Below are 21,464 nucleotides of genomic sequence, written 5' to 3'. Positions count from 1 at the left end.
ATGCTGCATGGCATGTTCAGCCAAAGGGCTTCCATTTTTTAATTATGGGGTATCCCTTATGCCCTATATTATTAATAATAAACCAAAGTAACTAAAATTTAAGAAGCTGACAGAAAATACTGTTCATTAGAACAAAAATATACATTCATAACTCGAATATTTCACCATGATAATTGCTCAGATATACACTAAATTTTGTTGAGGCAGCTTTGCAAAGAAAGTCCGCTCTTGGCACACTGCGGACGTCGGTATGAAGCAACCCAGCGCCCGTTAATATTAAGCGGAAAGATGAATTAACGTGTCTCCCCCGTTTCGTCATCCTCTTCGCATTTTACTTAATCCTGCCTTTGTTGCTGTGCATACAGCGACGTGTTATCACTCGGTAAACTGCATTTCACGGGTTGCTATGGTGCAGAGAGTATCTCTGAACACCGTTGTCTGCGGTTTATGAACCGATGATTAATATGGTTTTGACTGGTCCTAAGCGCATGATGGTTGATGACAGAACGCTGCAATATGATCCAGCTCAGAACCGTTGAAATGTTACCTGGGCAGAGTGAAGTCATCGCAGCATGAGTGATATGACAAGCGACCTGTTGAGACCCTGGTACCATTACAGACTGTATCATCTACCTCACTACACACATTGGCCTGCCAGATACTGGTTCGGGGTGTATCTCCGTATCCACGCTGAATATGGTTCTCAGCAATCCAGGGTTCATCACCTCTTCTGGTGTGCCTTGCGCCATAATATGTCCGTTCGCCATGACCACCAGATGGTCGCAGTACCGGCTGGCTTGATTAAGGTCGTGCAGCACGGCGACCACCGTTTTCCCCTGAGCCCTGAGTTCGCCCATCAGCCGCATCAGTTCCACCTGGTGATTGATATCGAGATAGGTGGTTGGCTCATCGAGTAGTACAACGGGCGTATCCTGCGCCAGGACCATTGCCAGAAATGCGCGCTGTCGCTGACCGCCAGAAAGATCGGTTAACCGTCGGTCAGCAAGATGTTGGATCTGCGTCTGGCTCATAGCATCATGGACCCGCGTATTGTCTTCAACGGAGAGACGCCCCCAGAGTGACAACCACGGGTTGCGACCGTACGAAACAAGCTCCTGGACGGTGATCCCCTCGGGAGTTAGATGGTGCTGGGGCAGCAGCGCCAGCCTGCGGGCTAGCTGGCGTGATGAGAGCGTATTGATGGCACTATCGCCGAGAAATACGCCGCCGGACTGCGGTGTTAACAGTCGTGAAAAACAGTTTAACAACGTTGACTTCCCGCAGCCGTTAGGGCCGAGCAGGGCGGTTGTCTTCCCCGCTGGTAGGGTGAGTGAAACGCCATCAAGCACCTTGTTTGTACCGTAACAGACCGTCAGATTTTCAGTTCGTAATGTCATTTATCGCATTCTCACAAGCAGCCAGACAAACCATGGTGCACCGATAATGGCGGTCAGCACGCCAGCCGGAAGTTCCAGAGGAGGATGAATAATTCGCGCCAGCAGGTCGGCAACCACCAGCAGCAACGCACCTGTCATGGCTGAAACGGGCAGCAGCCAGCGATGACGTCCACCGGTAATGCTGCGCACCATATGCGGCACCACAAGACCAATAAAGCTAATTGGGCCGCAGACGGCCACGCCGGTCGATGTCATGGCGACGGCCAGTAGTAAAGCCTGGAGCCGAATACGCGGCACCGACACACCGAGCGTGGTGGCGCGCGCATCGCCCAATGCCAGGAGGTCGAGATCGCGGCAAAAACGCAGACTCAGCGGCAGAAACAAAATCAGTAGTGGGGCGGCTATTTTCACAAAGCTCCAGTCACGGCCCCATAAGCTGCCGGTCAGCCACAGCAGGGCGCTGTTCACATCCTGCGGGTGCGAAAGCATCAGATAATCCGTCAGGCTGGCCCAGCAGGCAGAGAGCGCAACACCCGTGAGCGCCAGCTTCATCGGTTGGCTGGTGTTCGCCAGTATTCTCAGCAGGATCAGGCCCGCCATGCCACCGGCAAAGGCCAGCAGCGGCAGAGTAATCACCGGTAGTGACGGTAAGAGAAGCAGTGCGCCTACAGAGGCAAGACTGGCGGCATGGTTTACGCCGAGGATATCCGGTGATGCCAGAGGGTTACGCACGATCCCTTGTACCAGCACGCCTGCCACCGCGAGGGCTGCACCGACAAGCAGCGCCAGTAGCAGTCGCGGCAGGCGGTACGCCGTTAATACGTAATGATATTCGCGCCCGGTCTGCCAGTCGCTCAGCAGAGCACGCCAGGGAACGGCGATCACCCCCATTTGTAGTGACAAAGCCGAAAGTCCTGCCAGCGCGAGGGCGATGAAAATGACGAACGCAATTTTCATCCACGCCTCCTGACCAGCCAGACAAAACAGGGTGCACCAATCAGCGCCACTACTGCCCCCGCGGGCAATTCGCCAGGGAAGGCCAGCGCTCGGGCCAGAACATCAGCCAGCAGCAGCAGCGTGGCGCCCATAAGCATGCTCATCGGCAGGACCTTGCGCTGATCGAATCCCACCCAGAAGCGAGCCAGATGCGGCATCAGCAGGCCGATAAAGGCTACCGGGCCCGCCACGCTAACGCAGGTACCCACCAAAATGAGCACCAGAAGATTGAGCGCCAGGCGCAGCCGGGTCAAATTCACCCCCAGCGTTTGCGCAGTGCTGTCGCTCACGTTAAGCAAGTTCAGTTGATTAGCCAGCAGCAATACCACCGGTACAGCAACCACTACCATTGGGAAAAGCTGCCAGAACTCCTGCCAACGTGCGTGGGATACGCCTCCCGCAAGCCAGTAAAAAATGCCGTAGGCGTGATCTTCCCTCAGCAGCAGAGTGATGCGGGTAAGGGCCATGCAGAAAGCCGAGAACGCGATGCCCGCGAGGAGCAGTTTGTTTCTGTCCTGGGTGTGGCGAAATCCACCACCTGCGGTCATCACCATCAGCCAGCTTACGCCGCCACCGCAGGCGGCGATAAAGGCGATGGAGTAACCCGTAACGGGCGCAGGGCTGATAGCGCTGGTAAGCGCCATCGTCAGCGCTGCGCCACTGTTAATACCGAGTAGTGAAGGGGAGGCCATTGCATTATGCGTCAGGGTCTGCAGCAGCGTTCCCGCCAGAGCCAGGCTTGCGCCGATCAAAATGGCGACCAGGCTTCTCGGCAAACGAAGGTTTTGCACCAGCGCTTGTGGAAGCGTCGGCGTATGGCCTGGCAGCAGGGCGTGAATGGCATCAACGCCAGAAACAGGAATGGCCGAGTAGCAAAACAGACTCAGCCAGAAGATAGCGATAAGCGCGACAAGGGGAAGTCCCCACTGTAGCGCTGGATGTTTGAAAACTGTCATTTCACATCGGATAAAGGCTGGTGGTGAAAGATTTTTACCGTGTCGCTGGCAATGCGTTCGGCTGCGAAAATGCCGCGCATCCGCGCCCAGGCGTTACTGTCGACCGACGCCGTCTGCTGTTTTTGCGCCGCAGTTAACATCTGCCACAGCGGGTCTTGTTGCCAGCGTTTCACGATGCTCTCTTCACGATAGTGCGCGACCAGCAGCCATGCCGGATTGAGCGCCAGCAGCTGTTCCAGACCGATGGACGGCATAGACGCACCCGCCATAGCCGCAGACACTGTCAGGCCCAGAGAGGTCAGGACGCCCCCGGTCCAGGTCTCCTGCGTGTGCAGGTTGAACTGCTGCTCCCGGGACGTACCAAACACCACCATCGTGTTTTTTGGCAGTTGGTTGGCCCACGCTGACATCTGTTGTTGGTGTTGCGCCAGGCGTGACTGCATCTGTGCCTTTTTACCCACGATTGCACCGATGATGGCCGCAGATTGCAGATTTTCAGCGTAAGTTTCATTGCGGGACTTGAGCAGCAGCACAGGTGCGATTTGCTGTAAGGCGCTGTAAATACCCGCATGGCGGTTGCTGTCGGCAATGATCAGATCCGGTTTCAGCGCGCTGATGGCTTCTAAACTCGGCTGCGCACGCGTGCCGACAGACTGCCAGGGTTTCAGATGGGCACGAACCTCTGGAAGAATGCGCATGGCATCGTTATCGTCGGCAATGCCGACCGGACTGACATCGACAGCAGCCAGTGCGTCCGCGAACGACAGTTCCAGCACCACTATCCGTTGTGGCGTTTTATCAAGCGTAAAGGTGCCATGTTCGTCATGAACCGTGGCGGCAAAAGCATGGCCGGTGAACAGCAGAGCGGCGAATAGCGTACGTAATAGTGTGAACATGTAAATTGCCTGCGTCGGGTGGCGTTTCGTTTGCCCGACCTACAAAAGCATCATGCAGGCCGGTCAACCGGGATTTAGAACTTCAACGAACCCTGCATATACAGCGTGCGCGGCTGGCCTGCGTAGATGCCTTTGTTGTTGTCGTCGTAAGAGCGGGTGAAATACTCTTGGTCGAAGATATTTTTCACGCCAAACGCCAGGTTCAGGTCTGCCATCTGCGGACCAAAGTCATAGGCCATGCGTGCGCCCCAGAGCATAAAGCCAGGGATGCGACCGGTACTGCCGTCAGCGCTCTCTTTAACGGTGTTGGCGTTATCCGCAAACTGGCTGGACTGGAAATCACTATTCAGATTGAAGGTCCAGTTGCCCGGCTTATAGTCCACGCCCAACGTGCCTTTGTGTTTTGGTGAGAAGGGCACCTGATTGCCATAGGTATCGCCTTTCTCGCGGATCTCAGCGTTCACATACGCATAGCTTGCGTAGACTGAAACGTTGTCGAGCGTTGGCGTCAATGTGCCGAGATCATAGCGAGTCTGAGTTTCCAGTCCGGTATGGCGCGTTTTACCGCGTGCGGTAACGGTGTCGTTGGTTTGGTTGGAATCGTACTGATTATTAAAGTTAATCAGGAACAGCCCCATTTCCGCCGTCAGCGCGCCATCGTCGTATCGGGTTCCGAGCTCCCAGGTTCGCGCTTTTTCCGGTTCCACATTGCCGCTTTGCACAGCCTTGCCAATTTGGCTGTACTGTACGGTGCCGAATGAGCCTTCAGTGTTTGCATAAAGATTCCAGCTATCAGTCAGGTGATAAAGTACGTTTAGCGCCGGAAGTGGGGCGTTGTAGCTTACTTCCTCATGTGTGCCTTTGATGGCGTTGTTCTGGTATGACTCGATATGTTCAAAGCGCATACCCGGTGTGATAGTCCAGTTGCCAATGTCTATTTTGTCATCCAGATACCAGGCGTGCGCTTCGGTGCCGGAACGAGTGTCGCGATCGTAAGGGCTGGCGCTGGACGGCAGTTGTCCACTGCTGGTGGCCGTGTAGTAACGCATTTCATGCGTCGACTCGCTCACATAGCGGTATCCCACGCCCACTTCGTGCGCGGAAGGACCCACCATAAAGCTCTGACTGTAGCGTGGTTCAATGCCGCGTACCCAGTAGTTACGCGGTGAAAGGGTGAGGCGTTTTCCCTGTTCCAGGTAGCCGCTGCGCAGGGTTTCAGTGTAGAAGCCCTGAATATTGAATTTATGCTGGCTGTCCGGCTGGAACTGATAGCCGAGGCTTGCCAGCTTGCGGCGCCCCCAGAAGCGATCGTAAGGGCGCGTGGATTGCCAGCGGTCGGCGTCGTAATCCGCGCGAGACAGGCCGCCGGGCATGTCGGCTTCACCGTCGTAGTATTGCAACAGACTGTTGAAGGTATGCACTTCGTTTGGCGCATATTTGCTTTTCAGCATCAGGTCGTCGATGCGGGTCGCGCTGTGTTCGCGCCAGTCGCTTCCACGTGTACCGGAATAAAGCAGGGCGGTACCAAAACCGTTATCCGCCGTGCCGCCCACCATCAGGTTGTGCGTTTCTTTTGGGTTATTTTGTGAAGATGTTGGGCTGAGCTGGCCTTCCACGCCGGCTTCCATGCCGAAGTCTTGCGGAATAGCGCGGGTAACAAAGTTTACCACCCCGCCCACGCTCTGTGGCCCGTAACGCACTGCGCCACCGCCGCGAACCACGTCGATGGCGTCCATATTTCCGAGTGAGACAGGCGCCAGTGAAAGCTGCGGCTGGCCGTAAGGGGCAAACGGCACGGGAATACCGTCCATCAGTACCGTTGAACGACTGGCCAGGCGCGGGTTCAGGCCGCGAATACCAAAGTTCATCGCCAGATCGTGGCTACCGGTGCCGTTGTTTTCTGGGGCGGTAACGCCAGGAATGCGGTTCAGTACCTCGCGCATGGATGTTGCGCCGGTTTTGGCGAAATCCTCACGGCGGATAACGTCACGTGCGCCAGCATGTTCGAAAACGTCGTTTTCGCGCGCATCCCCCAGCCAGTCGCCCACCACGGTCAGGGCATCTTCTTGCGGTGTTGGTGCGGGCTCCAGCGTCCAGCTGTTATTACCCAGAGGTTTCACCTGCAGGCCACTACCGTTCAGCAGGTGTTGCAGGCCGGTTTCGACGTCGTAGTCACCGTGAAGACCGTTACTCTGTTTGCCGCGTGTCAGGCTGGCGTCAACCGACAGGGTAATTCCGCTGAGCGCGGCATACTGATTAAGGGCTTTGTCGAGCGAACCCGGTGCAATATCAACCTGCGCTGCGAAGGCGGATAACGACAGCCCGGCCAGCGGCAGCAGGCTCAGGCGAACGGCGTTAACCAAAGGTGTTGTTTTGCGAAAAACGCGTAAAGGCGTCATACCTTCTCCATCATCATTTTTGTTGTGTTCATCTATGAGTCGAATGAGAAGGGGAAAAAGGACAATCGAAATGAGAATTATTTTTCTTACAATGCAGAAATATTTACCCAGTATCGCGTAACTGACTGAATTTTCACTGGAAGAGTCTTGGCAATAACATCCAGGATTGCATCAGTATTTTTCAGCGGGAAAGTGCCACTCAGGCGTAATCCGGCCACAGCCGGATCGCAGCGCAACACGCCGTTGCGATAACGGCTCAGCGTGGCAATCACTTCACCCAAAGGTTTATCGCTGAAGCTCAGAATGCCCTGCGTCCAGGTGGCGCTTTCATCATCCGCTGAGGCTATTGCACCAAATTCAGACGCGCTAAACTGCAGGCTCTCGCCAGCGCTGACGATGCGTTTTTCCTGCGGACGATTTGCCAGTAAGACTTCTACAGCATGTTGTTGAACGACAACGCGTGTGACGTTGTCCTGCTGGTAGACGGTAAATTCTGTGCCTAATGCGGTGAGCTGGCCCTGGCGGGTCACAACGCGGAAAGGTCTCTGCTGCGCGTCTTTTGCGGTGGTAATAGCAATTTCGCCGTACCAGAGATGGACAGCGCGTTGACGCGTATCAAAACGAACATCCGCGGCGCTTTGTGTGTTGAGCGTCAGCAGAGAACCATCTTCCAGCCGCTGATGGCTCACCGCGCCTTTGGCGGTGCGGTAATCCGCGCGCAGACCTTCACCGGCTTCAGACTGCCAGAGCTGCCAGCCGCCGCCCACGCCGAGCAGCAGCAGTAGCCCTTTCATGACATGACGACGGGTAAGGCGCGTATCGTGCAGCGCCCGGCTAACATCGCCCGGTACGCGGCTGAGCTGGCTGCGCAGGTTTTCAACCTGTTGCCAGGCCCACTGATGATCTTTGTCCTCATCGTACCATTGTTGCCAGCGCGCTTCTTGCCGTGGGCTGACACGCTCGCCGCTCAATACAGCATACCAGTGCGATGCCGAGCGCAATGCCTGGCGGCGAGAATCGGTGATAGAAGCATTCACAGGCCGTGCTCCAGACGAAACAGCAGACAATGTTCGATAGCCTTTGCCATATACTTTTTCACCGAGCTGACGGAGATACCGAGCTTCAGCGCGATCTCGCTGTATGTCAGACCATCCAGTTGCGAAAGCAGAAACGCTTCTCGTGTTTTCCCGTTCAGCCCGTCAAGCATGCTGTCGATGAGTTGCAGGGTTTCGAGCTGGCTCTCGCGTTCCTCGGGGGAAGGCGCGAGCGCCTCCGGCATAAGCGCCAGCATCTCCAGATAGGCTTTTTCCAGCGCGTTTCGGCGAAACAGGTCGACCATCACCCGTTTGGCGAGAGTGCACAGAAAGGAGCGCGGATCGCGGATCGTCGAGAGCGAGTCGCTGCCCATTACCCGTAGAAAAGTGTCCTGGGCAATGTCATCTGCATCAAAGGCGGACTGGAGTTTGCGCGTCAGCCAGCTTTTCAACCAGCCGTGATGTGCGCCATAAAACGACTCGAGCGTAAAGGAAGCTGTGGTAGTGGCGTGGTCAGACATGTGGAATGTATCAAAAGTTAATTATCACGCGATTATAGTAATATGAGAATGGTTATCATTACAATTATAAATATAATTGTATTACGTTGAACTTCTTAATGCGTTGTTATTTATAAAAATGTAATGAGGTGGATATCGGATGGGGAAGGGGAGTCTGCTTCCGGCATGTGACAGTTGGAATGACATCTGGCCATGTCTGCTGTGAGCATGGAGCAGACGAATGCTTTAAAGCATACTGACCTCTTTAAAAGTAAACCGTTTTGGGAGGACACCGAGAGCAGAGCAGCTGTTACTTTTCGGGAAAAGGTGAGTTGCGGATCAGGAAATGCTCAATCGAGTCGATTAAACCGGGAGCTAAGGGGAGCGCGGGTTCAGCGTATGTCGCGATATTCTCTTTGCGATCGTCCGAAGTCACCTCTTTCATAACATGGTTCATATTGGGCAGTATAACCAGGGACGCTTGAGGATTCGCGGCCTTAAGCAGTCTTGCATCCGTTTCTTCCACCTGGAGATCGCGTTGCCCTTGTAGCACTAACACGGGTTTGGAAATACTCGAAATGAGATGACCCGGATTATATGAAAACGCATTGATCAAAAACCCCTGAACAGCAGGATTAAAGATACTTTGCAGTGCTGGGTGAATATTCGTAATATCGACTCGCTGCTGATGCTCCAGAGCATCAATTATCGGCAGCGCCTGCTTTAATAGAATTTCATTTTCCGGATTAGCGTTAAGTTGCCCCCTCAACACCTCGCCCATCGGCCTCCCGGGCGTTGCGATAAGAACCACACCGCACACATTCTCTTCTTGAGCCGAGGCAAGTGCGACTACGCCCCCTTCGCTGTGCCCTAAAACCCAAATACAGGGGGTGTGCATGTGACGTCGAAGCACGTCTACCCAGGAGCGAACGTCGTCAACATAGTCAGCAATCGTCACCGCATTGGCATCCTCTACAGCCATTGCGCTAGCGAACATTCCACGTTTGTCGATACGAAGCGTCGCAAAACCTTTGGCAGCCAGGCCTTCAGCAAGAAGTCGGTAAGGCGATGCATTCACACCAAGCGGGTTGTTTCCATCCCGATCGGTTGGCCCGGAGCCAGGAACGATAAGAACAACGGCTGTTGGTTTTGAATTCGGGGTGAGTAACGTGCCTTTCAAAGGGCCTTTTGGCCCTGCGGCATCCAGGACAGTTTCGGAAAAGGTCACCGGTACTGCCGCCAGACTCACAAATGGACAAGCGCCCAAAAGGGCAATTGAGGCGGCAATATTCATTGGATATGTTCCTGTAAAATTCAGCGTATCCGTCAATTTATATTATAAATATGGCCTGCTCTCCATTGATTACTATATCAGCGGCGATAGAAAACGCCGCTGCTGGCACAGAACGGAGGTACTGGGTGAGTTTAAAGTCTGCAGTGAGCGAAGAGCGGACATCTCAACTCATTGTTGTTCCTGTCTATTGATATGGAAGCCCGGAACGGCAAGCGTCTGGAACAAATACCTGCGGCTATTATGAATGAAGTGTTGGCCAAACTAAGTTGAGGTTTTGATATGCGCAATGAGCAATGGCATAAAAGCAAAAAGCCTGCTTAGTTTCCTAAGCAGGCTTCTTAAATATGGCTCCTCTGACTGGACTCGAACCAGTGACATACGGATTAACAGTCCGCCGTTCTACCGACTGAACTACAGAGGAATCGTTTGAACGAGGCGCATATTAGCGAGGGTGGTGAGGCTTGTCAAAGGGGTAAATACATTTGTGTGTTCGTTTGCTGACAAAATCAGCAAAGAGGCGATCTTTCCGTCTTTTTATTCTTTTGCCCCATTCTGGTGCGCGTCTACCTCTTCCAGGGCAGACTGAATGAGATACTTAGGTGTGCAGAATGATCTTCCTTCGCTTTTACTCCTGACTTTATGCGGCTTTAACCGTAAAACACCGTTTTAGAAGAAAGTGGCAAGCATCTTGCAATCCTGAATTCAATGACTGCCAGCACGGGTTCTGGTATTCCGACAGGAGGCAAAATGAACTTCAGACGACTGAAATATTTCGTGAAAATCGTCGATATTGGTAGCCTGACCCAGGCAGCGGAAGTGTTGCACATTGCGCAACCCGCGCTGAGCCAGCAGGTCGCTACGCTGGAAGGTGAGCTGGATCAGCAATTGCTGATTCGTACCAAGCGTGGCGTCACGCCGACGGAAGCAGGAAAAGTGCTATATACCCACGCCCGGACTATTTTACGTCAGTGCGAACAGGCGCAACTTGCGGTTAATAACGTGGGCCAGACCTTGAGTGGACAGGTCTCTATCGGCCTTGCGCCGGGGACAGTCGCGTCATCCATTACCATGCCGTTATTACAGACGCTACGTGCCGAACTGCCTGATGTGCTGGTCTATTTGCATGAAAACAGTGGGGCAGTGCTGAATGACAAGCTGCTCAGCGGGCAGTTAGATATGGCAGTGCTCTATGAGCGTTCACCCGTGGCGGGCATCAGCAGTCAACCGTTGCTTAAAGAGGATCTGTACCTGGTCGGCACGCGTGAGTGTCCTGGCCAAAGCGTCGATTTAGCCGCAGTGGCGCAGATGAATTTGTTCTTGCCACGGGATTACAGCGCGGTTCGCCTGCGCGTGGATGAAGCTTTTTCGCTACGTCGCTTAACGGCTAAAGTGATTGGCGAAATTGAGTCTATCTCCACCCTAACGGCCGCCATTGCCAGTGGTATGGGTGTCACAGTGTTGCCTGAGTCGGCCGCCCGTTCATTATGCAATGCGGCTAACGGCTGGATGGCGCGCATCACAACACCGTCGATGAATCTGCCATTATCGTTGAACGTATCCGCCAGAGGGAGCTTATCGCCCCAGGCGCAGGCCGTGAAGGAGATCCTGTTGTCGCTGGTCAGCCGTCCGGCGCTGGAAAATCGCGAGCTGCAGCTGGTCAGCTAAACCTTATTCCCGCAAGGAATAAGATGCAGGTTTTTATTATTTGTTATGCCGGGCATCAGACTTTAACAATAGCGTAATGTCTGATGTGCCCGGAGCGAAACGTGAATTTCCAGCAACTTAAAATAATCCGCGAGGCGGCTCGTCAGGATTACAACCTGACAGAGGTCGCGAATATACTGTACACCTCGCAGTCGGGCGTCAGCCGACACATTCGTGAACTTGAAGATGAACTTGGTATCGAGATTTTTATCCGTCGCGGTAAACGCCTGTTGGGCATGACCGAACCGGGTAAAGCCTTGCTGGTTATTGCCGAGCGTATTCTGAATGAGGCCAGCAATGTTCGTCGACTGGCGGATCTGTTTACCAATGACACGTCCGGCGTTCTGACGATTGCCACCACGCATACCCAGGCACGCTATAGCTTGCCTGCGGTGATAAAAGCTTTTCGTGAGCTGTTCCCTGAGGTGCGTCTGGAACTTATTCAGGGTACGCCACAGGAGATTGATGTCCTGCTACAAAATGGCGGGGCAGATATCGGAATTGCCAGTGAGCGGCTGAGCAGCGATCCATTGTTGGTGGCTTTTCCCTGGTTTCGTTGGCACCACAGCCTGCTTGTTCCTCACGACCATCCATTAGTGAAAGCCTCTCCGCTCACGCTGGAGTCTATTGCTCACTGGCCGTTAATTACCTATCGTCAGGGGATTACAGGGCGTTCCCGCATCGATGAAGCATTTGCTCGCAAAGGGCTGATACCGGATATTATTCTCAGCGCCCAGGACTCGGATGTGATTAAAACTTACGTGTCGCTGGGGTTGGGGATTGGGCTGGTGGCAGAGCAATCCAGCGGCGAGCAGGAAGAGGGGACCTTAACCCGTCTGGATACCCGGCATTTGTTTGATGCAAATACCGTTTGGCTGGGGCTTAAACGCGGACAGCTGCAGCGCAACTACGTCTGGCGATTCATCGAGCTATGCAATGCAGGGTTATCCGTCGATGAAATTAAGCGTCAGGCGATGGAGCCAGATGAGGCGGTGATTGATTATCAGATTTAACTACAAAAGCCCGTGAGTAAACGGGCTTCCCTGACGTCGCTGAATAGCGGGTAGAAAGCTGCGTTACCTCAAGGTCTCCAGCCTCAGATCCTGCGTCGGCACCCGCGACAATATCGAACAAGACACCGCCCGTCCCGAATCCGCATAAATAAACTGAAATCCATTCTTCACCGAAAGAACATCTCGATTGGTAAACGTATAGAATTTATTACTCTGACTACGCCGGGCATCGGAAACATAAAAACTATTGTTTTCCCACAGCACGCTAACGTGCTGGAACAGATGAAATGTCACCTCCGCCCAGCCTCTGTCCGGGCAACGTAGCGTGACTTTCTCACCGGCTATTGTACTCAATGGAATTACTAATAAAGCGGTTAGCGCTGCTTTCAGCAGTATCGGCATGGGCTAGTATGGGTCTCATTCTGATGTCGTTGCACGATAAGATACTTAACCATGACGTTAACGAATTGGATCATAGAGACATTTTGCATAAGCAGACGGACATTCTCCCATCGGCAGTATGGAAAAACCTGGTGTGGAGTGAAGCGCTCTACCTGGCTAATGGGATCGCAGAAAAGCAAAAAGCCTGCTTAGTTTCCTAAGCAGGCTTCTTAAATATGGCTCCTCTGACTGGACTCGAACCAGTGACATACGGATTAACAGTCCGCCGTTCTACCGACTGAACTACAGAGGAATCGTTTGAACGAGGCGAATATTAGCGATGCCGCTCAGCGTTGTCAAAGCCTGAATGGATAAATGCGATCGTTTGCTGAAATATTCCCCATTTCGCCGCTTATTCAGACGCAACCGGTTGTTTTATGCACTTTTCGCGTTCGGGGCGTGGGTATTTCCACAGCCAGCGGCCGGTGACCATACGCCAGTAAAATAACGCGGCGCGTACGGCCCAGTCGAAGAACATGCCTAACCAAACGCCGACAACTCCCCATCCTAATACGATACCCAGGGTGTAACCCGCGACTACGCGGCAGCCCCACATGCCCAGCATCGATACCCACATAGCAAAACGTGCATCTCGCGCACCTTTAAAGCCTGCTGGTAACACCCAGGAGGCTGCCCATATCGGCATAAATGCTGCGTTGAGCCAAATCAGGATGACTATGACCTCTTTTACATCCTGATCGTGGGTATAAAATGAGGCCATTACCCCGGCGAAAGGAGCGGTTAACCAGGCAATTGCCGTCAGGCCGATCGTCGACAGCCAGAATACATGCCGTAGCTGGATTTCAGCCTGGGCAATCTGGCCATTTCCCAGACGCCTGCCGGTAATGATCGTCGACGCGGAACCTAAAGCATTCCCCGGTAAGTTGATAAGCGCGGCGATAGAAAATGCAATAAAGTTCCCGGCGATAACGCTGGTTCCCATGCCTGAAACAAACATCTGCGTCAAAAGTTTACCGCCATTGAACAGCACTGACTCGATACTTGCCGGAATGCCGATCCCCATCACCTCCCAGATAATGGCGAGATTGAGTGGCTTAAAATAGCTTTTGAAGGGAATTCGCAGTGCGGGGTTAAAACCAATCATCAGTACCCAGATGATGGCAATCGCCCCGATGTAGCGCGAAATGGTCAGTCCCAGGCCTGCTCCCACAAATCCCAGACCTTGCCAGGAAAAGATCCCGTAAATCAGGATGCTACTGATGATGATATTCAGGATGTTCATGCCGCCGTTAATCAACAACGGTATTTTTGTATTTCCGGCTCCACGTAGTGCGCCGCTGCCGATCAGCGCAATGGCTGCCGCCGGGTAGCTGAGCACCGTCAGCTCCAGATAGGTGAGTGCCAAAGCTTTAACGTCTGGCGTTGCTTCACCTGCGACAACGTCAATAATCTGTTGACCAAAATAGTGAATGACTGCTGCCAGCACGGTAGCAAAAATTGTCATGATCACCAGTGATTGTCTGGCCGCGGCTCTGGCCCGTCGACGATCTCGTTTCCCGAGGCTAAATGCTACAACCACGGTGGTGCCCAGATCGATGGCGGCGAAAAATGCCATGATGACCATATTAAAGCTGTCGGCGAGTCCAACCCCGGCCATCGCTTCTTTTCCCAACCAGCTGACCAGGAAAGTACTCAGAACACCCATCAATAGCACACAGGTGTTTTCCAGAAAAATGGGGACAGCCAGCGGAGTGATTTCGCGCCAAAAGAGAACCTTATAACTCTTGCGTTTGGCATACCAGGGCGTGCGGGAAGCGACCTGGCGTAAGGCAGCGGAGACGTTCAAAGTGGACCTTAACGAAGAAAGTTGAAACCTCATTTCAAATGATGAGGGAGAATCAAAAAAGCTGCAAAGTTTTTTCTATTTAAAATGTCTGTAAATGCAACAAACTGTTGAGAGAAGCATCAATTGATTCGCATTCGAGGAAATGGGGTTTGACAAAATTTTTTTCGCCGCTAAGATAAGCCTCCACAACGATTCCTCTGTAGTTCAGTCGGTAGAACGGCGGACTGTTAATCCGTATGTCACTGGTTCGAGTCCAGTCAGAGGAGCCATATTTAAAAAGCCTGCTTAGGAAACTAAGCAGGCTTTTTGCTTTTTGTTTCAAGCCTGATCGAGCGAAGCTACACCGGAATCTTACGCCGGGAAATCCCCATGCTGACGCGCAACCAACGTCAGAATGGAATACAGCGCCACCGCCTGCTGGTGCTGATTAAAGATCTCCACCGACCACTCCACCACGCCGGTCGCTTTTTCTTTGGCATTGCGCTGACGTTTCACCGTTTTGCGTTTGCAGGTTAAACGCACCTGGATAGTGTCGCCCGGCTTAACCGGCTCGATAAAGCGCAGGTTTTCCATGCCATAGTTGGCAATCACTGGACCGACACCCGCGTCGACAAACAGACCGGCTGCGGCGGAAATCAGGAAGTAACCGTGCACCACGCGCTCGCCGAAAATGGAATCGGCTGCTGCAATCTTGTCCATATGGGCGTAGAAGTGGTCACCGCTGAGGCAGGCAAAGTTAACGATATCCGCTTCGGTCAGTGTACGACGTGGCGTCAGCAGGCTGTTGCCCGGCTGGATCTCTTCGAAGTATTTACGGAACGGGTGAATACGATCTTCCTCCACCCGAGCGCCACGCACCCACTGTTGGCTTACCGCCGCGAGCATGGTTGGGCTGCCCTGAATGGCGGTGCGTTGCATGTAGTGTTTCACCGCGCGCAGACCACCCAGCTCTTCACCGCCGCCTGCACGTCCAGGCCCACCGTGGACCAACTGTGGCAGCGGAGATCCGTGGCCGGTCGATTCCACCGAGGACTCTTCGTTCAGCACCTGAATACGCCCGTGGGCGCGGGCCGCACCGAGGATAAACTCTCGCGCCAGTTCGCCGCTCGCCGTCACCAGCGTTCCTGCCAGACTGCCTTCACCGGCGCGCGCCAGCGTCATGGCATGCCCGGTATTTTGATACGGCATCAGCGTGGCGACCGGACCAAAGGCTTCAATTGCATGTACCGCGGCAATTTCATCCGGCTGCGGACAAAACAGCAACGTTGGCGGGAAGAAAGCCCCAGCCGTGCTCAGATCTGCTTTTCCACCCAGCAGCACCTCACACCCGGCTTCAACCAGACGATTCACATTATCCTGCACGTCCTGACGCTGATCGTTATTCACCAGCGACCCCATCTTCACGCCTTCCTGCGCCGGATCGCCCACTACCACTTTTTGCAGACGGGTAATCAGCGCCTCGCTGACCGCTTTCACCTGCGCCTGTGGCACGATAATGCGGCGGATAGCGGTACATTTCTGCCCGGCTTTGGTCGTCATCTCGCGCACTACTTCACGTACAAACAATGCAAACTCAGGCTGTTCTGGGGTGACGTCATCACCCAGCACACAGCAGTTGAGTGAATCCGCTTCCATGGTGAATGGAACCGATTTAGCCACCAGATTGGGGTGCACGCTCAACTGCTGCCCGGTATGAGCAGAACCGGTAAAGGTCACCACATCCTGGCTGTCGAGGTGATCGAGCAGGTCACCCGCACCGCCGCAGATAAGGCTAATTGCGCCGTTCGGTACCAGGCCACTGTCGATAATCGCTTTCACCATTGCCTGAGTGAGCTGCGCGGTGGCGGTTGCAGGTTTGATAATGGCTGGCATCCCGGCAAGCCAGGTTGGCGCCAGCTTCTCTAACATACCCCAGCAGGGGAAGTTAAAGGCGTTGATATGCACCGCAACACCGGATTTGGAGGTCAGCACGTGGCGTGCGGCAAAACCGCCCTGTTTGGACAGCGGGATCAGTTCGTCTTCCGGCCACAGCGTATCGTCCGGCAGCTCGCGGCCACCGAGACTGGCATAAGTGAAAAGCGTGCCAATGCCGCCTTCGATATCGACCCAGCTGTCACCGCGCGTTGCTCCGGTTTGCGCGGATATGGCATAGAAATCGGCTTTCAGTTCCATTAAATGCTTCGCCACCGCTTTTAGCATCGCGCTGCGCTCAATAAAACTCATTGCCTGTAACGCTTTGCCGCCGTGCTCAATAGCAAAGCGGCGCGCTTGCGCCATATCCAGTCCAACGCTTGTCACTTCCCAAAGCGCTTCACCGGTAAGGGCGTGGTGGATGGTGCGGGTGCGGCCCCGGCCTGTCTGCCAGGCACCGGATAAATAACTGGCTAACTGCTGCATCGTTAATCTCCAGATGTGTTCCGTAATATCTCTTTAAATAGTTCTTTTATGAATCACAAAATGCAAGCGAGATTTTAATAATCTATTAACAATGCGATCGCGAACACTTTATCTTAATTGGTTATCTATCTGTTATTAATGGATAAACAAAAACCCTTTGCGACAAGTATCGCAAAACCAGCAAACAAAATTTGTGGTTTTATTTAACCAAGATGTAACTTTTATAAAACAAAGTGATTCATAAATATTGATTTGTTGAAATTATCGGAATCATAAGGTGATGACGTGACAGAAGAACAACGCTTTGACCAGCGCATCGCGCAGGAAACGGCCATCGAGCCGCAGGACTGGATGCCGGACGCATACCGTAAGACGCTGATCCGCCAGATTGGCCAGCATGCGCACTCGGAAATTGTCGGCATGTTGCCGGAAGGCAACTGGATAACCCGCGCACCCACGCTGAGGCGTAAGGCCATTCTGCTCGCAAAAGTACAGGACGAGGCCGGACACGGTCTGTACCTCTACAGCGCGGCGGAAACACTGGGCTGCGCGCGTGAAGATCTGTACCAGAAGATGCTCGACGGCCAGATGAAATACTCCTCCATCTTCAACTACCCAACCCTGAGCTGGGCGGATATCGGTGTGATCGGCTGGCTGGTCGATGGCGCGGCGATTGTTAACCAGGTGGCGCTGTGTCGTACCTCCTACGGCCCGTATGCCAGGGCGATGGTCAAAATCTGCAAAGAAGAGAGCTTCCATCAGCGTCAGGGCTTCGAAGCGTGTATGGCGCTGGCTACTGGTAGCGAGGAACAGCGTCAGATGCTGCAGGACGCCATCAACCGTTTCTGGTGGCCTGCGTTGATGATGTTTGGCCCGAACGACGACAACTCACCGAACAGTGCCCGCAGTATGGCGTGGAAAATCAAACTGCACTCCAACGACGAACTGCGTCAGCGCTTTGTTGATAACACGGTCCCGCAGGTAGAAATCCTCGGTATGACCGTGCCGGACGCCGACCTAAAGCTTGATGAAGCGACGGGGAAATATCGATTCGGTGAGATCGACTGGCAGGAATTTAATGAGGTCATCAACGGTCGTGGTGTCTGCAACCACGAACGTCTGGGCGCAAAGCGTAAGGCCTGGGAAGAAGGGGCATGGGTGCGCGAGGCCGCACTGGCGCACGCCGAAAAGCAACAGGCCCGCGACGCGGCGTAAGGAGAGAGTCATGAGCAAAACATACTGGCCGTTATACGAAGTTTTTGTCCGCAGCAAACAGGGGTTATCACACCGTCACGTTGGCAGTCTGCATGCCGCCGATGACCAGATGGCGCTGGAAAATGCACGCGATGCCTATACACGCCGCAGCGAAGGCTGCTCCATCTGGGTGGTGAAAGCCAGCGAAATTGTTGCGTCACAGCCGGAAGAACGCGGTGAATTTTTTGACCCGGCGGAGAGCAAAGTCTATCGCCATCCCACGTTTTACACCGTGCCGGACGGCATGGAACATATGTGAGGCAACGATGAATAACCTGAATCCCGTTGCAACCTATGCCCTGCGTCTGGGCGATAACGGCCTGGTGCTGGCTCAGCGTCTGGGTGCCTGGTGCGGTCATGCGCCGGAGCTGGAGATTGATCTGGCGCTGGCTAATATCGGCCTCGACCTGCTGGGGCAGGCGCGCAACTTCCTCAGCTACGCCGCCGAACTGGCGGGTAACGGCGACGAAGACACGCTGGCTTTTGGTCGTGACGAGCGTCAGTTCCGCAATCTGTTGCTGGTAGAACAGCCTAACGGCAACTTTGCCGACACGATCGCTCGCCAGTTCTTTATCGACGTCTGGCATGTGGCGCTGTTCACTCGTTTGGTTAACAGCCGCGATAAGCAGATTGCGGCTATCGCTGCCAAAGGACTGAAAGAAGTGCGTTATCACCTGCGCTTCAGCCGCGGCTGGCTGGAGCGACTGGGGAATGGTACTGACTACTCCGCGCAACTGATGCAGAAGGCGGTGGACAATCTGTGGCGTTACACCGGCGAATTGTTCCTTGCCGACGAACTGGAGATCGCTCTGGCCAGGCAGGGCATTGCCGTCGATCCGCGCGAACTGCAAACCGAATGGCAGACGACGGTACACACTGCGCTGATTGATTCTGGTTTACACGTTCCGCAAGAGGCGGCGTTTCGCAACGGCGGTAAGCAGGGGCTACACAGCGATCATCTCGGGCCGATGTTGGCCGAGATGCAGTACTTGCAGCGTGCGTATCCTGGTCAGCAGTGGTAGCAGGGGGTGGCTATGCAACGTCTTACCGCGGTCGCACCGCCAGAGGTGCACACCGTTTGGGGGCTGTTAAGTGCGATTTCCGATCCGGAAGTGCCGGTGCTGACCATCACCGATCTCGGCATGGTACGCAGCGTTGAGCGCTGCGGCGACGGCTGGGTAATCGGCTTTACGCCGACGTACTCCGGCTGCCCGGCCACCGAGCATCTACTGGGTGAAATTCGCATGGTGATGGCGGAGCACGGCTATACGCCAGTACATATCGTCCTGCAGCTTGACCCACCGTGGACCACTGACTGGATGAGCCCGGACGCCCGCGAACGCCTGCGCCAGTATGGTATCAGCCCGCCGCAGGCCCACGCCTGTCATGCCGAAATGCCAACTGACGTACAGTGCCCGCGCTGCGCCAGCCCCCATACCTCGCTGATTAGCGAATTCGGATCCACGGCCTGTAAAGCGTTGTATCGCTGCGACAGCTGCCGTGAACCCTTTGATTACTTTAAATGTATTTGAGGTTGCGATGACCACATTTCATTCGCTTACCGTGGCCAACGTCGAAGCGGAAACGCGCGATGCGGTGACCATCACTTTCACCATTCCCGACGCGCTGCGTAATGCCTACGCCTTCCGACCGGGCCAGCATTTGACGCTGAAAGCTCACCTCGGTGGAGAAGAGCTGCGTCGGTGTTACTCCATTTGTCGCAGCCGCTCGCCGTCGGAAATTAGCGTCGCGGTTAAAGCTATCGACGGTGGGCGTTTCTCCCGCTATGCCCAGCAGGATATCCAGCAGGGTATGGCGCTGGAAGTGATGGTGCCGCAAGGGCACTTCGGCTACCAGCCGCAGGCCGAGCGCGAAGCCGAATATCTGGCGATTGCCGCCGGGTCCGGCATTACGCCGATGATGGCGATTATTGAAGCGACGCTGACGACCGAACCGGCCAGCCAGTTCACGCTGATCTACGGCAACCGCAGCAGCCACAGCATGATGTTCCGTCAGGCGCTGGCCGATCTGAAAGACCGCTATCCGCAGCGTTTACAGGTGGTGCACCTGTTCAGTCAGGAGTCGATGGACAGCGATCTGCTACAGGGTCGTATTGACGGCGACAAACTGCGTGCGCTGGGCAAAAACCTGCTCGATTTCAGCCGCTTTGACGACGCCTTTATCTGTGGCCCATCGGCAATAATGGATGAAGCTGAAGTGGCACTGCGCGAACTGGGCATAGCGGAAAAATCCATTCACCTTGAGCGTTTCAATACGCCGGGGACCAGCGTGAAACGCGCCACCGGCGTGCAGGCGGAAGGCCGCACGGTCACCCTTCGTCAGGATGGGCGCGATCGCCTGATTTCACTGAATGCGGAAGATGACAGCATTCTCGACGCCGCGTTGCGCCAGGGCGCTGACCTGCCGTTCGCCTGTAAAGGCGGCGTGTGCGCTACCTGCAAATGCAAGGTGGTCAGCGGCGAGGTGGCGATGGCCGCCAACTACAGCCTTGAAGCCGATGAACTGGCGGCGGGCTATGTGCTGAGCTGCCAGGCGCTGCCAACCAGCGGTGACGTAGTGGTCGACTTCGATGCACGGGGGATGGCATGAGCGAACTGCTGATTTCCCGTCACGACCGTGTACTGCAACTGACCCTGAACCGCCCACAGGCGCGTAACGCCCTGAACAATGCGCTGCTAACGCAGATTGCTGACGCGCTGGAAAGCGCGGCGGCGGACGCCAGCATCAGCGTTTGCGTGATTAGCGGCAACCCGCGCTACTTCGCTGCCGGAGCCGATCTCAACGAAATGGCGGAAAAAGATCTGCCCGCCACTTTCGACGATATTCGCCCACGCCTGTGGGCACGTATTGATGCCTTCAACAAGCCGTTGATCGCGGTGGTTAACGGTTACGCGCTGGGAGCCGGGTGCGAGCTGGCGCTGCTGTGCGACCTGGTGATTGCCGGGGATAACGCCCGCTTTGGTCTGCCGGAGATTACTCTCGGCACCATGCCAGGGGCGGGCGGTACGCAGCGGCTTATCCGTAGTGTTGGTAAAGCGCTGGCCAGCCGAATGGTGCTGAGCGGTGAAAGCATTGATGCCGAACGAGCACAACGGGCCGGGCTGGTGAGTGACATTCACCCGGCGAACCTCTCCGATGAATACGCGCTCAAGCTGGCGGCGACCATCGCCCGTCACTCACCGCTGGCGCTGCGGGCGGCAAAACAGTCTCTACGCGCTGCGCAAGAAGTGGGTCTCCAGGCCGGTCTGGTGCAGGAGCGTCAGCTGTTTACGCTGCTGAGCGGCACCGAAGATCGTCGTGAAGGCGTCAGCGCCTTTTTAGAAAAACGCACACCGGAATTTAAAGGACGCTAATC

Annotated in this window: 20 protein-coding genes and 3 tRNA genes; 10 read left to right on the top strand and 13 right to left on the bottom strand. The window is 54.7% G+C overall.

Annotated features, from left to right (window positions below; translation table 11 throughout):
* Positions 1–455: 455 nt before the first annotated feature.
* Positions 456–539, top strand: a complete 84-nt coding sequence (locus JQN59_RS27255) for a hypothetical protein (RefSeq protein WP_348981088.1) — start codon at positions 456–458, stop codon at positions 537–539.
* A 90-nt stretch (positions 540–629) separates the two neighbouring features.
* On the opposite strand, the gene fecE is transcribed toward JQN59_RS27255, so the two are convergent.
* The 9 genes from fecE to JQN59_RS14140 all read right to left on the bottom strand — a co-directional run bounded on the left by fecE (position 630) and on the right by JQN59_RS14140 (position 9,893).
* The gene (gene fecE, locus JQN59_RS14180; RefSeq protein WP_149608135.1) at positions 630–1,397 is read right to left on the bottom strand and encodes a Fe(3+) dicitrate ABC transporter ATP-binding protein FecE; all 768 of its coding nucleotides are present in this window, start codon (positions 1,395–1,397) and stop codon (positions 630–632) included.
* Positions 1,398–2,354 (bottom strand): Fe(3+) dicitrate ABC transporter permease subunit FecD, encoded by a 957-nt coding sequence (gene fecD / locus JQN59_RS14175; protein WP_149608134.1) that lies wholly within the window; start codon positions 2,352–2,354, stop codon positions 1,398–1,400.
* Complete coding sequence (gene fecC, locus JQN59_RS14170; protein WP_149608133.1) at positions 2,351–3,349, bottom strand: iron-dicitrate ABC transporter permease FecC; 999 nt, start codon at positions 3,347–3,349, stop codon at positions 2,351–2,353. Before fecC ends, fecD begins: the two co-directional genes overlap by 4 nt.
* Positions 3,346–4,245, bottom strand: a complete 900-nt coding sequence (locus JQN59_RS14165) for a Fe(3+) dicitrate ABC transporter substrate-binding protein FecB (RefSeq protein ID WP_149608132.1) — start codon at positions 4,243–4,245, stop codon at positions 3,346–3,348. The genes fecC and JQN59_RS14165 overlap by 4 nt, the downstream gene beginning before the upstream one ends.
* A 74-nt stretch (positions 4,246–4,319) precedes the next feature.
* A complete protein-coding gene (gene fecA, locus JQN59_RS14160) occupies positions 4,320–6,644 on the bottom strand; it encodes a TonB-dependent Fe(3+) dicitrate receptor FecA (RefSeq protein WP_149608131.1) in 2,325 nt (774 codons plus the stop codon).
* Between the two features lie 86 nt (positions 6,645–6,730).
* A complete protein-coding gene (gene fecR, locus JQN59_RS14155; RefSeq protein ID WP_149608130.1) occupies positions 6,731–7,681 on the bottom strand; it encodes a ferric citrate uptake sigma factor regulator FecR in 951 nt (316 codons plus the stop codon).
* Positions 7,678–8,199, bottom strand: a complete 522-nt coding sequence (fecI, locus tag JQN59_RS14150; protein WP_136391726.1) for a ferric citrate uptake sigma factor FecI — start codon at positions 8,197–8,199, stop codon at positions 7,678–7,680. The genes fecR and fecI overlap by 4 nt, the downstream gene beginning before the upstream one ends.
* A 289-nt stretch (positions 8,200–8,488) precedes the next feature.
* Positions 8,489–9,472: an alpha/beta hydrolase gene (locus tag JQN59_RS14145; protein ID WP_149608129.1), complete on the bottom strand. Its 984-nt coding sequence runs from the start codon at positions 9,470–9,472 to the stop codon at positions 8,489–8,491.
* 345 nt (positions 9,473–9,817) lie between these two features.
* Positions 9,818–9,893, bottom strand: a tRNA-Asn gene (locus tag JQN59_RS14140).
* Positions 9,894–10,219: 326 nt separating this feature from the next.
* Here JQN59_RS14140 and nac point away from each other — a divergent pair.
* Complete coding sequence (gene nac / locus JQN59_RS14135) at positions 10,220–11,137, top strand: nitrogen assimilation transcriptional regulator NAC (protein ID WP_008784390.1); 918 nt, start codon at positions 10,220–10,222, stop codon at positions 11,135–11,137.
* Positions 11,138–11,238: 101 nt separating this feature from the next.
* Positions 11,239–12,189 (top strand): HTH-type transcriptional regulator Cbl, encoded by a 951-nt coding sequence (cbl, locus tag JQN59_RS14130; protein WP_048214440.1) that lies wholly within the window; start codon positions 11,239–11,241, stop codon positions 12,187–12,189.
* Between the two features lie 63 nt (positions 12,190–12,252).
* Here the strand turns inward: cbl and JQN59_RS14125 are convergent, their stop codons facing one another.
* The 3 genes from JQN59_RS14125 to JQN59_RS14115 form a co-directional block, all read right to left on the bottom strand.
* Entirely contained in the window at positions 12,253–12,591 is a 339-nt protein-coding gene (locus tag JQN59_RS14125) for a hypothetical protein (RefSeq protein ID WP_032942992.1), read from the bottom strand.
* Between the two features lie 216 nt (positions 12,592–12,807).
* Positions 12,808–12,883, bottom strand: a tRNA-Asn gene (locus tag JQN59_RS14120).
* Between the two features lie 99 nt (positions 12,884–12,982).
* Complete coding sequence (locus tag JQN59_RS14115; protein WP_003846749.1) at positions 12,983–14,470, bottom strand: EmmdR/YeeO family multidrug/toxin efflux MATE transporter; 1,488 nt, start codon at positions 14,468–14,470, stop codon at positions 12,983–12,985.
* Positions 14,471–14,630: 160 nt separating this feature from the next.
* On the opposite strand from JQN59_RS14115, the gene JQN59_RS14110 reads away from it, so the two are divergent.
* Positions 14,631–14,706: transfer RNA gene (locus JQN59_RS14110), tRNA-Asn, on the top strand.
* Between the two features lie 82 nt (positions 14,707–14,788).
* Here JQN59_RS14110 and paaZ read toward each other — a convergent pair.
* The gene (gene paaZ / locus JQN59_RS14105) at positions 14,789–16,834 is read right to left on the bottom strand and encodes a phenylacetic acid degradation bifunctional protein PaaZ (RefSeq protein ID WP_149608128.1); all 2,046 of its coding nucleotides are present in this window, start codon (positions 16,832–16,834) and stop codon (positions 14,789–14,791) included.
* 285 nt (positions 16,835–17,119) lie between these two features.
* Here paaZ and paaA point away from each other — a divergent pair, with 285 nt between their 5' ends.
* From paaA to paaF, 6 genes are read left to right on the top strand one after another with little or no spacing between them, the layout of a single operon-like run.
* A complete protein-coding gene (paaA, locus tag JQN59_RS14100) occupies positions 17,120–18,049 on the top strand; it encodes a 1,2-phenylacetyl-CoA epoxidase subunit PaaA (RefSeq protein WP_048214437.1) in 930 nt (309 codons plus the stop codon).
* Positions 18,050–18,059: 10 nt separating this feature from the next.
* Positions 18,060–18,347, top strand: a complete 288-nt coding sequence (gene paaB, locus JQN59_RS14095) for a 1,2-phenylacetyl-CoA epoxidase subunit PaaB (RefSeq protein WP_032943000.1) — start codon at positions 18,060–18,062, stop codon at positions 18,345–18,347.
* A 7-nt stretch (positions 18,348–18,354) separates the two neighbouring features.
* Positions 18,355–19,110, top strand: a complete 756-nt coding sequence (paaC, locus tag JQN59_RS14090) for a 1,2-phenylacetyl-CoA epoxidase subunit PaaC (RefSeq protein ID WP_149608127.1) — start codon at positions 18,355–18,357, stop codon at positions 19,108–19,110.
* 12 nt (positions 19,111–19,122) lie between these two features.
* Complete coding sequence (gene paaD, locus JQN59_RS14085; protein ID WP_149608126.1) at positions 19,123–19,620, top strand: 1,2-phenylacetyl-CoA epoxidase subunit PaaD; 498 nt, start codon at positions 19,123–19,125, stop codon at positions 19,618–19,620.
* A 7-nt stretch (positions 19,621–19,627) separates the two neighbouring features.
* Positions 19,628–20,698 (top strand): 1,2-phenylacetyl-CoA epoxidase subunit PaaE, encoded by a 1,071-nt coding sequence (gene paaE / locus JQN59_RS14080; protein WP_149608125.1) that lies wholly within the window; start codon positions 19,628–19,630, stop codon positions 20,696–20,698.
* Positions 20,695–21,462: a 2,3-dehydroadipyl-CoA hydratase PaaF gene (paaF, locus tag JQN59_RS14075; protein WP_149608124.1), complete on the top strand. Its 768-nt coding sequence runs from the start codon at positions 20,695–20,697 to the stop codon at positions 21,460–21,462. Before paaE ends, paaF begins: the two co-directional genes overlap by 4 nt.
* Positions 21,463–21,464: the final 2 nt, after the last annotated feature.

It is taken from the genome of Citrobacter sp. B72 (genome assembly GCF_016894305.1).
GTDB lineage: Bacteria > Pseudomonadota > Gammaproteobacteria > Enterobacterales > Enterobacteriaceae > Citrobacter > Citrobacter portucalensis.
Note: the sequence above shows the minus strand (reverse complement) of the source record. Positions and strands in the feature narration are given on the sequence as shown.

Coding starts and splice junctions, on each gene's coding strand:
- JQN59_RS27255 (WP_348981088.1), top strand. CDS start 456: ATGATTAATATGGTTTTGACTGGTCCTAAGCGCATGATGGTTGATGAC.
- fecE (WP_149608135.1), bottom strand. CDS start 1,397: ATGACATTACGAACTGAAAATCTGACGGTCTGTTACGGTACAAACAAG.
- fecD (WP_149608134.1), bottom strand. CDS start 2,354: ATGAAAATTGCGTTCGTCATTTTCATCGCCCTCGCGCTGGCAGGACTT.
- fecC (WP_149608133.1), bottom strand. CDS start 3,349: ATGACAGTTTTCAAACATCCAGCGCTACAGTGGGGACTTCCCCTTGTC.
- JQN59_RS14165 (WP_149608132.1), bottom strand. CDS start 4,245: ATGTTCACACTATTACGTACGCTATTCGCCGCTCTGCTGTTCACCGGC.
- fecA (WP_149608131.1), bottom strand. CDS start 6,644: ATGACGCCTTTACGCGTTTTTCGCAAAACAACACCTTTGGTTAACGCC.
- fecI (WP_136391726.1), bottom strand. CDS start 8,199: ATGTCTGACCACGCCACTACCACAGCTTCCTTTACGCTCGAGTCGTTT.
- JQN59_RS14145 (WP_149608129.1), bottom strand. CDS start 9,472: ATGAATATTGCCGCCTCAATTGCCCTTTTGGGCGCTTGTCCATTTGTG.
- nac (WP_008784390.1), top strand. CDS start 10,220: ATGAACTTCAGACGACTGAAATATTTCGTGAAAATCGTCGATATTGGT.
- JQN59_RS14125 (WP_032942992.1), bottom strand. CDS start 12,591: ATGCCGATACTGCTGAAAGCAGCGCTAACCGCTTTATTAGTAATTCCA.
- JQN59_RS14115 (WP_003846749.1), bottom strand. CDS start 14,470: ATGAGGTTTCAACTTTCTTCGTTAAGGTCCACTTTGAACGTCTCCGCT.
- paaZ (WP_149608128.1), bottom strand. CDS start 16,834: ATGCAGCAGTTAGCCAGTTATTTATCCGGTGCCTGGCAGACAGGCCGG.
- paaB (WP_032943000.1), top strand. CDS start 18,060: ATGAGCAAAACATACTGGCCGTTATACGAAGTTTTTGTCCGCAGCAAA.
- paaC (WP_149608127.1), top strand. CDS start 18,355: ATGAATAACCTGAATCCCGTTGCAACCTATGCCCTGCGTCTGGGCGAT.
- paaD (WP_149608126.1), top strand. CDS start 19,123: ATGCAACGTCTTACCGCGGTCGCACCGCCAGAGGTGCACACCGTTTGG.
- paaE (WP_149608125.1), top strand. CDS start 19,628: ATGACCACATTTCATTCGCTTACCGTGGCCAACGTCGAAGCGGAAACG.
- paaF (WP_149608124.1), top strand. CDS start 20,695: ATGAGCGAACTGCTGATTTCCCGTCACGACCGTGTACTGCAACTGACC.